The sequence below is a fragment of the Marivibrio halodurans genome, assembly GCF_017963645.1.
Lineage (GTDB): Bacteria > Pseudomonadota > Alphaproteobacteria > UBA8366 > Aestuariispiraceae > Marivibrio > Marivibrio halodurans.
On sequence record NZ_JAGMWN010000003.1, the window covers coordinates 472,727 to 486,235 of the forward strand.

26 protein-coding genes are annotated in these 13,509 nt (G+C 64.4%); all 26 read right to left on the reverse strand.

Going from position 1 to position 13,509, the window contains the following annotated elements:
* Nucleotides 1–80: 80 nt before the first annotated feature.
* On the reverse strand, nucleotides 81–470 hold the full coding sequence (gene rpsK, locus KAJ83_RS09035; protein WP_210681712.1) for a 30S ribosomal protein S11: 390 nt from the start codon (nucleotides 468–470) through the stop codon (nucleotides 81–83).
* Between the two features lie 21 nt (nucleotides 471–491).
* Nucleotides 492–860: a 30S ribosomal protein S13 gene (rpsM, locus tag KAJ83_RS09040; protein WP_210681713.1), complete on the reverse strand. Its 369-nt coding sequence runs from the start codon at nucleotides 858–860 to the stop codon at nucleotides 492–494.
* A gap of 298 nt (nucleotides 861–1,158) precedes the next feature.
* Nucleotides 1,159–1,815, reverse strand: coding sequence for an adenylate kinase (locus KAJ83_RS09045; RefSeq protein WP_210681714.1), 657 nt, complete (start codon nucleotides 1,813–1,815; stop codon nucleotides 1,159–1,161).
* Nucleotides 1,812–3,161 (reverse strand): preprotein translocase subunit SecY, encoded by a 1,350-nt coding sequence (secY, locus tag KAJ83_RS09050; RefSeq protein WP_210681715.1) that lies wholly within the window; start codon nucleotides 3,159–3,161, stop codon nucleotides 1,812–1,814. The genes KAJ83_RS09045 and secY overlap by 4 nt, the downstream gene beginning before the upstream one ends.
* 183 nt (nucleotides 3,162–3,344) lie before the next feature.
* Complete coding sequence (rplO, locus tag KAJ83_RS09055; RefSeq protein ID WP_210681716.1) at nucleotides 3,345–3,884, reverse strand: 50S ribosomal protein L15; 540 nt, start codon at nucleotides 3,882–3,884, stop codon at nucleotides 3,345–3,347.
* 122 nt (nucleotides 3,885–4,006) lie between these two features.
* Nucleotides 4,007–4,192 (reverse strand): 50S ribosomal protein L30, encoded by a 186-nt coding sequence (gene rpmD, locus KAJ83_RS09060; protein ID WP_210681717.1) that lies wholly within the window; start codon nucleotides 4,190–4,192, stop codon nucleotides 4,007–4,009.
* Nucleotides 4,185–4,754, reverse strand: coding sequence for a 30S ribosomal protein S5 (gene rpsE / locus KAJ83_RS09065; RefSeq protein WP_210681718.1), 570 nt, complete (start codon nucleotides 4,752–4,754; stop codon nucleotides 4,185–4,187). The genes rpmD and rpsE overlap by 8 nt, the downstream gene beginning before the upstream one ends.
* Nucleotides 4,755–4,770: 16 nt before the next feature.
* Nucleotides 4,771–5,133 (reverse strand): 50S ribosomal protein L18, encoded by a 363-nt coding sequence (rplR, locus tag KAJ83_RS09070; RefSeq protein WP_210681719.1) that lies wholly within the window; start codon nucleotides 5,131–5,133, stop codon nucleotides 4,771–4,773.
* A 12-nt stretch (nucleotides 5,134–5,145) separates the two neighbouring features.
* Nucleotides 5,146–5,685, reverse strand: a complete 540-nt coding sequence (gene rplF, locus KAJ83_RS09075; RefSeq protein WP_210681720.1) for a 50S ribosomal protein L6 — start codon at nucleotides 5,683–5,685, stop codon at nucleotides 5,146–5,148.
* Between the two features lie 49 nt (nucleotides 5,686–5,734).
* Nucleotides 5,735–6,133 (reverse strand): 30S ribosomal protein S8, encoded by a 399-nt coding sequence (gene rpsH, locus KAJ83_RS09080; protein ID WP_210681721.1) that lies wholly within the window; start codon nucleotides 6,131–6,133, stop codon nucleotides 5,735–5,737.
* Between the two features lie 14 nt (nucleotides 6,134–6,147).
* Nucleotides 6,148–6,453 carry a 30S ribosomal protein S14 gene (gene rpsN, locus KAJ83_RS09085; protein ID WP_210681722.1) on the reverse strand — a complete coding sequence of 102 codons (306 nt, stop codon included), beginning with the start codon at nucleotides 6,451–6,453 and terminating at the stop codon, nucleotides 6,148–6,150.
* Between the two features lie 16 nt (nucleotides 6,454–6,469).
* Nucleotides 6,470–7,027 (reverse strand): 50S ribosomal protein L5, encoded by a 558-nt coding sequence (gene rplE, locus KAJ83_RS09090; RefSeq protein WP_210681723.1) that lies wholly within the window; start codon nucleotides 7,025–7,027, stop codon nucleotides 6,470–6,472.
* Nucleotides 7,028–7,097: 70 nt separating this feature from the next.
* Nucleotides 7,098–7,418 (reverse strand): 50S ribosomal protein L24, encoded by a 321-nt coding sequence (gene rplX / locus KAJ83_RS09095; RefSeq protein ID WP_417568563.1) that lies wholly within the window; start codon nucleotides 7,416–7,418, stop codon nucleotides 7,098–7,100.
* Nucleotides 7,415–7,783: a 50S ribosomal protein L14 gene (rplN, locus tag KAJ83_RS09100; protein ID WP_210681725.1), complete on the reverse strand. Its 369-nt coding sequence runs from the start codon at nucleotides 7,781–7,783 to the stop codon at nucleotides 7,415–7,417. Before rplN ends, rplX begins: the two co-directional genes overlap by 4 nt.
* A gap of 54 nt (nucleotides 7,784–7,837) precedes the next feature.
* On the reverse strand, nucleotides 7,838–8,098 hold the full coding sequence (gene rpsQ, locus KAJ83_RS09105; protein ID WP_210681726.1) for a 30S ribosomal protein S17: 261 nt from the start codon (nucleotides 8,096–8,098) through the stop codon (nucleotides 7,838–7,840).
* Nucleotides 8,099–8,138: 40 nt separating this feature from the next.
* The gene (rpmC, locus tag KAJ83_RS09110) at nucleotides 8,139–8,339 is read right to left on the reverse strand and encodes a 50S ribosomal protein L29 (RefSeq protein ID WP_246484382.1); all 201 of its coding nucleotides are present in this window, start codon (nucleotides 8,337–8,339) and stop codon (nucleotides 8,139–8,141) included.
* Nucleotides 8,340–8,351: 12 nt separating this feature from the next.
* Nucleotides 8,352–8,765: a 50S ribosomal protein L16 gene (gene rplP / locus KAJ83_RS09115; RefSeq protein ID WP_210681728.1), complete on the reverse strand. Its 414-nt coding sequence runs from the start codon at nucleotides 8,763–8,765 to the stop codon at nucleotides 8,352–8,354.
* A gap of 97 nt (nucleotides 8,766–8,862) precedes the next feature.
* Complete coding sequence (rpsC, locus tag KAJ83_RS09120) at nucleotides 8,863–9,564, reverse strand: 30S ribosomal protein S3 (RefSeq protein WP_210681729.1); 702 nt, start codon at nucleotides 9,562–9,564, stop codon at nucleotides 8,863–8,865.
* The gene (rplV, locus tag KAJ83_RS09125) at nucleotides 9,564–9,944 is read right to left on the reverse strand and encodes a 50S ribosomal protein L22 (protein WP_210681730.1); all 381 of its coding nucleotides are present in this window, start codon (nucleotides 9,942–9,944) and stop codon (nucleotides 9,564–9,566) included. The genes rpsC and rplV overlap by 1 nt, the downstream gene beginning before the upstream one ends.
* Before the next feature lie 3 nt (nucleotides 9,945–9,947).
* Entirely contained in the window at nucleotides 9,948–10,226 is a 279-nt protein-coding gene (gene rpsS / locus KAJ83_RS09130; protein WP_210681731.1) for a 30S ribosomal protein S19, read from the reverse strand.
* A gap of 12 nt (nucleotides 10,227–10,238) precedes the next feature.
* Complete coding sequence (gene rplB, locus KAJ83_RS09135) at nucleotides 10,239–11,069, reverse strand: 50S ribosomal protein L2 (RefSeq protein WP_210681732.1); 831 nt, start codon at nucleotides 11,067–11,069, stop codon at nucleotides 10,239–10,241.
* Between the two features lie 30 nt (nucleotides 11,070–11,099).
* Complete coding sequence (locus KAJ83_RS09140) at nucleotides 11,100–11,423, reverse strand: 50S ribosomal protein L23 (protein WP_210681733.1); 324 nt, start codon at nucleotides 11,421–11,423, stop codon at nucleotides 11,100–11,102.
* A complete protein-coding gene (gene rplD, locus KAJ83_RS09145; protein WP_210681734.1) occupies nucleotides 11,420–12,040 on the reverse strand; it encodes a 50S ribosomal protein L4 in 621 nt (206 codons plus the stop codon). Before rplD ends, KAJ83_RS09140 begins: the two co-directional genes overlap by 4 nt.
* A gap of 30 nt (nucleotides 12,041–12,070) precedes the next feature.
* Nucleotides 12,071–12,826, reverse strand: a complete 756-nt coding sequence (rplC, locus tag KAJ83_RS09150) for a 50S ribosomal protein L3 (RefSeq protein ID WP_210681735.1) — start codon at nucleotides 12,824–12,826, stop codon at nucleotides 12,071–12,073.
* A 14-nt stretch (nucleotides 12,827–12,840) separates the two neighbouring features.
* Nucleotides 12,841–13,149: a 30S ribosomal protein S10 gene (gene rpsJ, locus KAJ83_RS09155; RefSeq protein WP_210681736.1), complete on the reverse strand. Its 309-nt coding sequence runs from the start codon at nucleotides 13,147–13,149 to the stop codon at nucleotides 12,841–12,843.
* A gap of 135 nt (nucleotides 13,150–13,284) precedes the next feature.
* A partial coding sequence (locus KAJ83_RS09160; protein WP_485020549.1) for an EF-Tu C-terminal domain-related protein occupies nucleotides 13,285–13,509 on the reverse strand: 225 nt, incomplete at its 5' end.

The window sequence follows — 13,509 nt, forward strand, 5'->3', positions numbered from 1 at the left end:
CGCCGCCCGGCCCCCGACAAGGTCATGTCGTAGCGACGAAGGGCCGTTCGCCGCCCTTCGTGAAATATCGCGCCCGCCGATCAGACCCGGCGACGCTTGCGCGGCCGGCAGCCATTGTGCGGAATCGGCGTGACGTCCCGGATCGCGGTGATCTGGAAGCCGACGGACTGCAGCGCGCGCAGCGCCGATTCCCGGCCCGAGCCCGGCCCCTTCACGCAGACCTCAAGGGTCTTCATACCGTGATCCTGCGCCTTCTTGCCGGCGTTCTCCGCGGCCATCTGGGCGGCGAAGGGCGTCGACTTGCGGCTTCCCTTGAAGCCCTGCGCGCCAGCCGATGCCCAGGAAATCGCGTTCCCCTGCACATCGGTGATGGTGATCATCGTATTGTTGAACGACGCGTTCACATGCGCGATGCCGGAGGTGATGTTCTTCCGCTCTTTGCGCTTCATACGAGCCGGAGCTTTTGCCATGATCCGATCTTCCTTCCGACCTTACTTCTTCTTGCCCGCGATGGCCTTGGCCGGCCCCTTGCGCGTGCGAGCATTGGTGTGAGTGCGCTGACCGCGGACCGGCAGACCCTTACGATGACGCAAACCACGATAGCAGCCGAGATCCATCAGCCGCTTGATGTTCATCGCCACCTCGCGCCGGAGATCGCCCTCGACCACGAACTCGCGGTCGATCGTCTCGCGGATACGCGTCAGTTCGTCCTCGCTCAGCTCGTTCACCCGGGTGCTCTCCGGCACGCCGCAGGTGTCGAGAATCTTCTTCGCGCTCGTATTCCCGATGCCGGTGATATAGGTGAGCGCCACCACCACCCGCTTGTTGGTCGGGATGTTCACGCCTGCGATACGCGCCACGACAGCTTCTCCTTCAAACCATGATCGGGTCGCGACAAGGCGCGACCCGGTTTCCCGTCCGTTACGGGCCGGTCGTCTTTCGTCCGGGGCGGCGCGAACCGGGTAAGCCGGCTCCCTCGCCCCACCATGATCCACCAACTTCGGGCGATGCGCCCGCCGGTGGCCGACCGAAACCTAACGATTTCAAGGTCCTCTCCCGGCGAAGCGCGCGGATTATAGGGAAAAGCGCGTTCATGTCAACGCGCGCAACCCGGGAAATCCGCCCTTTCGCTTAACCGGCAGCCTACTTCGCCGGCCGTCAGCCGGCCGCCTCGTCCAATACCGCCTCGATCTGACGCGAGACTTCCTCCATCGAGGCCATGCCATCGACCTGCCGCAACAAGCCCTTTTTCTCGTAATAGGGCAGGATCGGCGCGGTCTGCTCGTGATAGGCCGCGAGACGGCTCTTCACCGTCTCCGCGTTGTCGTCCTTGCGGCGGGAGAACTCGGTGCTGCCGCACTTGTCGCAGACACCGTCCTTCGCCGGCCGCTTGAATTCCTCGTGATAGCCCTCGCCGCACGCGGCGCAGGTGAAACGACCGGTGATCCGCGCCGTCAGAGCCTTGTCATCGACCTTCATCTCGATCACCGAGTCGAGGTCCATCTTCTTCTCGGCCAGCATCTGATCGAGCGCCTCGGCCTGCGCGACCGTGCGCGGAAACCCGTCCAGGATGAAGCCGTTCCGGCAGTCCGGCTCGTCGATCCGATTGGCGATGATGCCGATCACCAAGTCGTCAGGCACCAGTTCGCCCGCCTCCATCAGGGACTTCGCGCGCGCGCCGAGCGCGCTACCGCTCTTCACCTCGGCGCGCAGCATGTCGCCGGTGGAGAGTTGCACCATGCCCCGGCTGCTTTCCAGCAGCTTGGCCTGCGTGCCCTTTCCGGCCCCCGGAGGGCCCAGCAGAATGATGTTCATCGCCTCTGTTTCCCCCTCAGCTTGGACTTCTTGATGAGTCCCTCATACTGATGCGCCAGCAGGTGGCTTTGAATCTGGGTCACCGTATCCATCGTGACCGTGACCACGATCAGCAGACTGGTCCCACCGAAATAGAAGGGAACCGAATAGCGCGAAATCAGCAGTTCCGGCAAGACGCACACGAGCGCCAGATAGGCCGCCCCGACCACCGTCAACCGCGTCAGCACGTGATCAAGATAATCGGCCGTGTTCTTGCCCGGACGGATGCCGGGGATGAACCCGCCATAGCGCTTAAGATTGTCGGCCGTGTCCTGCGGATTGAAAACGACGGCGGTGTAGAAGAAGGCGAAGAACACGATGCCCGAGATATAGAGCGCGAGATAGAGCGGCTGCCCGCGCCCGAGCCAAGCCGAAATCGTCGTCAGCCATTCCGGTCCCGATCCGCCGGAAAAATTCGCGACGGTGAGCGGCATGAGGAGAATCGAGCTGGCGAAAATCGGCGGGATGACACCAGCCGTGTTGAGCTTGAGCGGCAGGTGCGAGCTTTCGCCGCCGAACATCTTATTGCCGACCTGGCGCTTGGGATACTGCACCAGGATACGACGCTGCGCCCGTTCCATGAAGACGATGAAGGCGATGACCACGACGCACATCACCAACAGGAACAGGATGAAGGCGGTCGACAGGCGACCCTGGCGCCCGAGTTCGAGCGTGCTGGCCAGCGCCGTCGGCAGTTGCGCCACGATGCCCGCGAAGATGATCAGCGAAATACCATTGCCGACGCCACGCTGGGTAATCTGCTCGCCCAGCCACATCAGGAAGATCGTTCCTCCGACCAGCGTGATGACGGTCGTCGCGCGGAAGAACAGTCCTGGATCGATCACCGCCGTCGCGCCGCCGCCGGCCTGCATGCCTTCCAGGCCGACCGCGATGCCGTAGCCCTGGATCGCCGCCAGGAACACGGTACCGTACCGGGTATATTGGTTGATCTTCTTGCGGCCCGATTCGCCTTCCTTCTTCATCTGCTCCAGCGAGGGCACGACCGCGGTCATCAACTGCATGATAATCGCGGCCGAGATATAGGGCATGATGTTGAGGGCGAAGATCGTCATGCGCGAGAGCGCGCCGCCCGCGAAGGTATCGAAAATATCGAGGACACCGCCGCGCTGCTGGTCGAACACGTCCTGCATGACCTGAGGATCGATGCCCGGCAGCGGGATATAGGTGCCGAGGCGATAGACGATCAGCGCACCCAGCGTGAACCAGATGCGCTTCTTCAATTCCGTCGCCTTACCGATGGCGCCGAAGTTGAAGTTCGAGGCGAGTTGCTCGGCGGGTGAGGCCATGCTCTGTCACTACCCCATAGTCTGGATCGACCCGGCCGGGCCTTCGGGCCCGAGGATGTCCCCCGGGGACATCGAACCGGTCACAATGGAAAAGGCGCTAGGGCCCAGCTATAGGGCCTCCGCGCCTTTCCCGCAACGTGACAAGCGGCCGCGCGCCCATTCCGGCGGCGGCCGCTCACACCCTTACTCGGCCTTCGCGGCGGCCCGCTTTTCGGCGGCGGCCTTCTTGCGTGCCACGCGCTTGCCTTCCTTGCGCTCGACCGGCGCCGGCAGGGTTACGGAGCCGCCCGCCTTCTCGATCGCCTCGACCGCGCCCTTGGTGGCGCCGGCGACATGCAGATCCAGCTTCGCGGTCAGTTCACCTTTACCCAGGACCCGGACGCCGTCGCGCACCCGGCGCAGCACGCCGGCGGCCACCAGCGCCTCGCCGTCGACCGGCTTGGACGCGTCGAGCTTCTTCGCATCGACCGCCTGCTGCAGGCGGCCGACATTGACCTCGACATAGTCCGCCCGCAGCGCGCCCTGGTTGAAGCCGCGCTTCGGCAGGCGGCGGTAGATCGGCATCTGACCGCCTTCGAAGCCCTTGATCGCCACGCCGGACCGCGACTTCTGGCCCTTCACGCCACGACCGCCGGTCTTGCCCTTGCCGGAGCCGATTCCGCGGCCGACGCGCATGCGGCCCTTATGGGCGCCTTCGTTGTCGGCGATTTCGTTCAGTTTCATGACCGTCTATCCTCGATGCCTCGTATCCGCGGGTCCTCGTATCGGTCGGACCGTGATGCGTGGACCCCGCCTTCGGGTATCCCGCGACCGGTCCGATCCGACCCGCCCGGCGGTGTCGCCGATTACTCGACGATCTCCACCAAATGCGGAATCTTGTTCACCATGCCACGCACGGCCGGCGTATCCTCGCGCTCGACCTCGTGGCGAATGCGCCGCAGGCCGAGACCGCGCAGCGTGTCGTGCTGATCCTTCGGACGGCCGAGCGGGCTGCGGATCTGGCGGATCCGAATGGTCTTCTTATCAGCCATTTGCCGCCTCCTTCACGCCCTGATCAACACCGTCGTCGCGACGGCCGACCAGGTCGCTAACCTTCTTGCCCCGGCGGGCGGCCACCATGCGCGGCGACTGACAGCGCTGCAAACCGGCGAAGACCGCCTTGATCATATTGTAGGGGTTGGAGGTGCCGGTCGACTTGACCACCACGTCCTGCACGCCCAGTGCCTCGAACACCGCGCGCGTCGGACCGCCGGCGATGATCCCGGTGCCCGGAGGGGCCGCGCGGAGCTCCATGCGGCCGGCGCCGAAATGGCCGTGGATATCATGATGCAGGGTCCGGCCCTCGCGCAGCGGCACACGGATCATGTTCTTGCGCGCATGTTCCGTGCCCTTGCGGATCGCCTCCGGCACCTCGCGGGCCTTGCCCGCGCCGAAGCCGACCCGGCCACGGCCGTCGCCGACGACAACCAGCGCCGCGAAACCGAAGCGCCGGCCGCCCTTCACCACCTTGGCCACGCGATTGATCGCGACCAGCTTCTCCACCAGATCGGGGTCCTGCCCGTCACGACGGTCTTCCTTAGGTCCTCTCGCCATCACTCAGGCTCCCGGATTAGAACTGCATGCCGGCTTCACGCGCGGCATCCGCCAGCGCCTTCACCCGGCCATGATATCGATAGCCACCACGATCGAAGACGACGTCCCCGATCCCGGCGTCCTTGGCCCGCGCGGCCAGAAGCTTGCCGACCTCGACGGCCGCGTCGGTGTCCGCGCCGCTCTTCAGCTTGCCCTTCAGCTCCTTGTCGATGCTGGAGGCAGCGACCAGCGTGCGGCCCTGGCGATCGTCGATGACCTGCGCGTAAATCTGCTTCGACGAGCGGAAGACGGACAGCCGCGGCTTGCCGTTCGCGTGCAGCGCGATCCGATAGCGGCTCCGCCGCTTCCGACGCTCTTGGAGTTGATTCGCAGTCTGCATGACCGTCGTTCCTTACTTCTTCTTGCCTTCCTTGCGGAGGATCTGCTCCTCGGCATATTTCACGCCCTTCCCCTTATAGGGCTCGGGCGGGCGGAAAGCGCGGATCTCGCTCGCGATCTGCCCGACGCGCTGCTTCGAGGCGCCGGAAACCGCGATGACGTTGCCACGATCGCCCTCGATCGCGATCTTCACGTCCGAGGGGATCGGATAGTTCACGTCGTGGCTGAGGCCGAGCGACAGCTTCAGGGTCGTCCCCTGCACCATCGCGCGATAGCCCACGCCGTTCACCTCGAGCCGCCGTGTGAAACCCTCGGACGCCCCCTTGATCGCGTTGTTGATCAACGCGCGGGTGGTGCCCCAGGCCTGCCGGGCCCGCTTCGTCATGTTCTGGGGCGTGACGGTGACCTTTTCGTCCGCGATATTCACATCCACGAAATCGAGGATGCGCACGAACTGCTCACCGTTCTTGCCTTTCGCGGTCAGCAGTCCCTCGGCGAGCGAAACCTCGACGCCGCTCGGGATGGTGACCGGATTGATGCCTACGCGCGACATGGCTTCCTAATCCCTTTCAGACCTTCGCTTCGCGTATCCCACCGCCGGATCAGAAGATCCGGCACAGGATTTCGCCGCCGACATTGGCTTCGCGGGCCTCCTGATCGGACATCACGCCGCGCGGGGTCGATAGGATCGAAATCCCGAGACCGTTATAGTGCAGCGACAGATCCCTGATCTTCGAATAGACCCGGCGTCCCGGCTTGGAGATACGGCTGATCTCGTGGATCGCCGGCTCCCCGTCCTGATACTTCAGCTCGACCGTGATCTCGCTGATGCCCGGACGCACCTCGGCCTGGGAATAACCGCGAATGAAGCCCTCGCGCTGAAGCACGTCCAGCACATTGGTGCGAAGCTTGGAGGCCGGCACCGGAATCGTATCCTTACGGGCCATCTGGCCGTTACGGATGCGGGCGAGCATATCGCCGAGCGGATCGCTCATCGACATTGGTCCGACCCTCCTTACCAGCTCGACTTCACCACGCCCGGGATCTGGCCGGTCGAGGCCAGATCGCGAAGCGCGATGCGCGAAATGCGGAACTTACGATAGAACGCCCGCGGACGGCCCGACAGCTCGCAGCGGTTGCGCACGCGCACCGGCGAGGCATTGCGGGGCAGGCCGTTCAGCTTCATCTGCGCCTGGAAGCGTTCCTCGGGAGCGATGTCCTTGTCGTGGACGATCGCTTTCAAGGTGGCACGCTTCGCAGCATAGCGCTTCGAGAGCTTGATGCGGCGGTTGTTCTTTTCGACGGCGCTTTTCTTTGCCATCTCGACGTCTCCCGTCTTAGCTCTGGAACGGCATATTGAACTTGGAGAGCAACGTCTTTGCCTCCGCGTTCGACGCTGCCGTCGTGCAGATCACGATATCCATGCCGCGGGTATCGTCGACCTTGTCGTACTCGATCTCCGGGAACACGATCTGTTCGCGCAGGCCCATCGCGTAATTTCCGTTGCCGTCGAAGCTGTTCGCCTTGACGCCCCGGAAATCGCGCACGCGCGGCAGCGCGATCGTAATAAGCCGGTCCAGGAAGTCCCACATCCGATCGCGGCGCAGCGTGACCTTGCAGCCGATCGCCATGCCGTCACGGATCTTGAACCCGGCGACCGACTTGCGCGCCTTGGTCGACACCGGCTTCTGGCCGGTGATGAGCGCGAGCTCCTCCATCGCGTTCTGGAGCTTCTTGCGATCCTGGACAGCCTCGCCGACGCCCATGTTGATCACGATCTTATCCAGACGCGGCACTTCCATCGCGTTCTTATAGCCGAACTCGCTCTTCAACTCCGCCTTGATCTGGTCGTCGTAGAGCTTCTTCAGCCGCGGGACGTAGCGATCTTCCGCCATCTACCCAATTCCTTTAACCAAACCCGAGGACCGTATCCGACCGGCTCGACAGAACCGACCGGACGTATCGTCAGGCGCCGATTTCCTCGCCGGAACGCTTCGAGACACGAACCTTCCGACCGTCGTTCAGAACCTTGAAGCCAACACGCGTCGGCTTCTTGTCCTTCGGATCGAGCAGCGCGACGTTCGAGATATCGATCGCCATTTCCTGCTCGACGATGCCGCCCTGGCTGGTCTGGGACGGGCGCTGATGGCGCTTGGCCATCGCGACGCCCTGAACCACGACCTTGTTATCCTTCGGGCGCACGGAGAGCACTTCGCCCTCCTTGCCCTTGTCGCGACCGGTCAGGACAACCACCGTATCGCCCTTCTTGATCTTCGCCGCCATCAGATGACCTCCGGCGCAAGAGAGATGATCTTCATGAACCGCTTGGCGCGCAGTTCGCGCACCACAGGCCCGAAGATACGGGTTCCGATCGGATCGCCCGTCTTGTTGATCAGCACGGCCGCGTTGGCGTCGAACTTGATGGTCGACCCGTCCGGACGCTTGATCTCCTTCGCGGTGCGCACGATGACGGCACGATGGACCGCGCCCTTCTTCACGCGACCGCGCGGAATCGCCTCCTTGACGGAGACGACGATGATGTCACCGACCGAAGCGAACCGACGCTTCGAGCCGCCCAACACCTTGATGCACTGGACCCGGCGCGCGCCGCTGTTATCGGCGACGTCGAGGTTGCTCTGCATCTGGATCATGGCGATCTACTCCCGATCCCGACTGTTACGTCGATTGCCCTACTTACTTGCCCGTCACGCGTCGGCCGGCTGCGCCGCATCCGCGCCGTCCGTCACCAATTCCCAGCGCTTGCGCTTGGAATGGGGACGAGACTCCTGGATGCGCACAAGGTCACCGATCTTGGCCGCGTTGCTCTCGTCATGCGCCATGAAGCGCTTCGACTTCTTCACGAACTTCTTGAACACCGGATGGCTCACCCGGCGCTCGACCTCGACAACGATGGTCTTGTCGGTCTTATCCGAGACCACCTTGCCCTGCAGAATGCGTTTCGGCATTGCTCTCTACTCCGTCGTGCGGTCCCGACCCCACCGGGGCTCAGGCCGCCTTTTCCGCCTGGCGCTGGGCGACGATGGTCTTGATGCGCGCGATGTCGCGGCGCACCTGACGCACCCGCGCCGTGTTCTCGAGCTGGCCGCTCGCCGCCTGGAAGCGCAGGTTGAAGGCTTCCTTGTTGAGCGACTCCAGCTGATCCTTCAGCTCGTCGTCGGACTTCGTCCGCAAATCCTCGATCTTCATCACCTTCACCCCTTACATGCCGATCCGGCTGACGACCTTGCACTTGATCGGCATCTTGGCCGCGGCGAGTTCGAAGGCGTCCTTGGCGATATCGCCCGGCACGCCGTCCATCTCGAACATGATGCGGCCCGGCTTCACGCGGCAGACCCACAGCTCGGGCGAGCCCTTGCCCTTGCCCATGCGAACCTCGGCCGGCTTCTTCGACACCGGCACATCCGGGAAGACCCGAATCCACACCTTGCCCTGACGGCGGATGCGGCGAACGATCGCACGGCGCGCCGCCTCGATCTGACGCGCGGAAATCCGCCCCGGCTCCATGGCCTTCAGCCCGTGGCTGCCGAAGTTGAGCGTGGCTCCGCCCTTCGCCAGGCCATGAATACGGCCCTTATGCGCCTTGCGGAATTTGGTTCGCTTCGGACTCAGCATCTCTACAAACCCGTCTCTCTGGTGCGGTGCGGCCGGTCACTTCCTCCCGACCCGGCATCCGCCGATGTTTCTCTCAACCCGCGCGGTCCTAGCCGGATCAGCGGTGACCGCCACCCCCACCGGAGCCGCTGCCCTGCGCCTCGGCCAGGCGCTTGTCCAGCGCCATCGGATCATGGGCCATGACTTCGCCCTTGAAGATCCAGACCTTGACACCGCAGACGCCGTAAGTCGTGTGCGCCTCGGACATGCCGAAATCGATATCCGCGCGCAGCGTATGCAACGGCACGCGGCCTTCGCGATACCACTCCGTGCGCGCGATCTCCGCGCCACCGAGACGGCCGGCGCAGTTGATCCGAATACCCTGGGCACCCATACGCATGGCATTCTGCACCGAGCGCTTCATGGCGCGGCGGAAGGCCACGCGACGCTCCAACTGCTGGGCGATGTTGTCGGCCACCAGCTTGGCGTCCAGCTCCGGCTTGCGGATCTCTACGATATTGAGCGCGACGTCACCGCCGCTGCGCTTCGACAAATCCTGGCGCAGCTTCTCGATATCCGCGCCCTTCTTGCCGATCACGACGCCCGGACGGGCGGTGTGGATCGTGACCCGTGCGCGGCCCGCCGGACGTTCGATGACGATACGGCTGACACCGGCCTGTTTCAGGCGCTCCTCGAGATACTTGCGCAGCTCGATATCCTTATGGAGCAGCTTCGCGTAGTTCCGGCTGGAGAACCAGCGGCTGTCCCAGGTGCGGTTGATGCCGACGCGCAGCCCGATCGGATTGATTTTCTGACCCATTACTCGGCCTCCTCGCGCTCGCGGACCACGATCGTCAGGTTCGAAAACGGCTTCTGGATTCGACCGACCCGGCCGCGCGCCCGGGGACGGAAGCGCTTCATCACGAAGCTCTTGCCGACATAGGCTTCCTTGACGAACAGCCGATCGACGTCGAGCTGATGATTGTTCTCCGCGTTCGCCACCGCCGACTCCAAGACCTTCTTGACGTCGCCGGCGATCCGGCGCCGCGCGAAGGTCAGATCGGCCAGCGCCGTCTGAACCGTCTTGCCGCGAATCATCGCCGCGACGAGGTTCAGCTTCTGCGGGCTGATCCGTATGGTGCGAGAGATCGCCCGGGCCTCGACATCGTCGAGCGTGCGTTCACGTGCCGCCTTGCCCATGACTTATCTCCTCTTCGCCTTCTTGTCGGCCGCGTGGCCATAATAGGTGCGGCTCGGCGCGAACTCGCCGAACTTGTGGCCGATCATCTGCTCGGTCACCAGGACCGGCACATGCTTGCGACCGTTATGCACGCCGAAGGTCAGGCCGACGAACTGCGGCAGGATGGTCGAGCGACGCGACCAGGTCCGGATGACCTCCTTGCGACCCGAATCGCGCGCCTTCTCCGCCTTGCCGAGGAGATAGTCGTCGACGAACGGACCTTTCCAAACTGAACGAGCCATGGCGCCTATTCCTTACTTCTTGGTGCGGCGACGACGGATGATGTACTTGTCCGTCGACTTGTTCGACCGCGTCCGCTTGCCCTTGGTCGGCTTGCCCCACGGGGTGACCGGGTGACGACCGCCCGAGGTGCGGCCCTCGCCGCCGCCATGCGGGTGATCGACCGGGTTCATCACCACGCCGCGAACCGACGGGCGCTTGCCCTGCCACCGGTTACGGCCGGCCTTGCCGAGATTGGTGTTCTGCTGATCCGGGTTCGACACGGCGCCGACCGTCGCCATGCACTCCGCCCGAACCACGCGAAGCTCGCCCGAGGTGAGCTTCAACTGCGCATAGCCCTGATCGCGACCGACGAGCTGGCAATAGGCACCGGCCGACCGCGCGATCTGACCGCCCTTGCCCGGCTTCATCTCCACATTGTGGATGATGGTGCCGATCGGCATGCGCGCCATCGGCATCGCATTGCCCGGCTTGACGTCGACACGCGCGCCGGCGACGACCGTATCGCCCTCTTTCAGGCGCTGCGGGGCCAGGATATAGGCCTGTTCGCCATCCTGATACTCGATCAGCGCGATGAAGGCGGTGCGGTTCGGATCATATTCCAGCCGCTGAACCGTGGCCGGCATGTCCCACTTCCGACGCTTGAAGTCAATCACGCGATACTTGCGCTTGTGGCCGCCGCCCCGGCGACGCGCGGTGACGCGGCCGGAATTGTTGCGACCGCCCGACTTCGTCAGACCCTCGGTCAGCTTCTTGACCGGCTCGCCCTTATACAGCTCGGAGCGGTTGACCAGCACCAGGCCGCGCTGGCCCGGGGTGGTCGGCTTGTAGCTCTTAAGCGCCATCTCTCGAAATCCTTAACTTTCCGTCGCCGATCAAACGCCGGTCGCGACGTCGATCGAGGAACCCTCGGCCAGGCTGACGACGGCCTTCTTCCAGTCGCTACGCCGGCCCGGACGGCCACGGAAGCGCTTGGTCTTACCCTTGACCACCAGCGTGTTCACGCCGGTGACCTTGACGTCGAACAGCTTCTCGACGGCCGCCTTGATCTCCGGCTTGGTGGCATCCTTCGCCACCTTGAAGACCACCTGATTATGCTCGCTGACATTCGTCGCCTTCTCGGTGATGACCGGGGCGACGATCACGTCATACATGCGCTCGGTCGAGAGCGCCGGCTTGGTGAAGAATTTCCAGCTCATTTCAACCGGGCCTCCAGCCCTTCGACGGCCGCCTTGGTCAGCACCAGCTTCTGGCGGCGAAGAATGTCGTAAACGTTGGCGCCCTGCGTCGGCAGCACGTCGATCAGCGGAATGTTACGCGCGGCGAGGCTGAGGTTCTGATCCACCTCGGCACCGCCCACGATCAGCGCGTTCTCCAGTCCGAGCGCGGCCAGCTTCGCCCTCAACTCCTTCGTCTTCGGCGAGGTCACGGCCGCGTCGTCGATGACGATCAGCGAGCCGTCCGCCTGCTTCGACGAGAGCGCGTGACGCATCGCCAGCTTGCGCACCTTCTTGTTCAGCCGATGGGCGTGATCGCGCACGACCGGGCCGAACGCCTTGCCGCCGCCACGGAACTGCGGCGCCTTGCCGTTGCCCTGGCGGGCGCGGCCGGTGCCCTTCTGGCGGTACATCTTGGCACTGGTGCCCGCAACCTCGTTCCGGGTCTGCGCGTGGTGCGTACCGGCCCGGCGCTTGGCGAGCTGGTAGTTGACCATGCGCGCCAGGATGTCCTTGCGCGGCTCGAGCCCGAAGATCTCGTCGGCGAGCTCAATGTCGCCGGCGGCCTTATTGTCGAGCGTCAAGACCTTGGTCTTCATCGTTCAAATCCTCTACCCGAAACGCCGACCTTAGGAGTCGGACTTCTCGTCGCCGGCCTGCTCGGCTTCGGCAGGAGCCTCGGTCGCCTCGGCCGGAGCCGCCTCGTCAGCCGCCGCCTTGATCGCGGCCGGCATCGGCAGGCCTTCCGGCATGGTCGACTTGACCGCGTCGCGAACCAGAACCCAGCCGTTCTTCGATCCCGGAACCGCGCCACGCACCAGCAGGAGCCCACGCTCCAGATCCGTGCGGACGACCTCGAGGTTCAGGACCGTGACGCGCTCGGCACCCATGTGGCCGGCCATCTTCTTGCCCTTGAACACCTTGCCCGGATCCTGACACTGACCGGTCGAGCCATGCGCGCGGTGCGAGATCGACACACCGTGACTGGCCCGCAGACCGCCGAAATTGTGCCGCTTCATCGCGCCCTGGAAGCCCTTGCCGATCGACGTCCCGGTGACGTCGATACGCTGACCCGCCAGGAAGTGTTCCGCCGTAAGCTCGTCGCCCGGGTTCAGCATACACTCGTCGCTGACACGGAACTCGGCCAGCTTACGCTTCGGCTCGACCCGCGCCTTGGCGAAATGCCCACGCATCGGCTTCGTGGTGTGCTTCACCTTGCGCTTGCCGGCCCCGAGCTGAACGGCGGTATAGCCGTCGCGCTCCATCGTCCGGACCGCGGTGACCTGCACCTCGTCCATCTGCAGCACGGTGACCGGCAATTTCGTGCCGTCCTCCGTCCAGATCCGGGTCATGCCCAGCTTCTTCGCAATCACGCCGCTTCGCATCGGACTGGTCCTTCTTACAGCTTGATCTCGACGTCGACACCGGCCGCGAGGTCGAGCTTCATCAGCGCATCGACCGTCTGCGGCGTGGGATCGACGATGTCGAGCACCCGCTTGTGCGTGCGAATCTCGAACTGCTCGCGGCTCTTCTTGTCGACGTGCGGGCCGCGCAGCGTCGTGAATCGCTCCACCCGAGTCGGCAGCGGGATCGGGCCCCGCACGGCCGCACCGGTCCGCTTGGCCGTGCTCACGATTTCCTTCGTGGACTGGTCCAAGATCCGATGATCGAACGCCTTCAGGCGGATGCGAATGTTCTGGCTATCCATGCCAACCACCCTTCGAACCTTCCCCGCGCCTAGTGCGGGGAGGAAGCGGCGACCGGGGGCGTGTACGTGCCCCGCGGCGCCGCGGCTTAATCTCTGGCGGGGCCGAAACCCCGCCCCGTCCTCTACCGGCCCTGCTTACTTCGAGATCGAAGCGACGACGCCGGCGCCGACGGTGCGCCCGCCCTCGCGGATCGCGAAGCGCAGGCCCTCGTCCATGGCGATCGGCGCGATCAGCGTGACGTCCATCGTCACATTGTCGCCCGGCATCACCATCTCCGTGCCCTCCGGAAGCGCAACCGTTCCCGTCACGTCCGTCGTCCGGAAATAAAACTGCGGACGATAGTTCGTGAAGAACGGCGT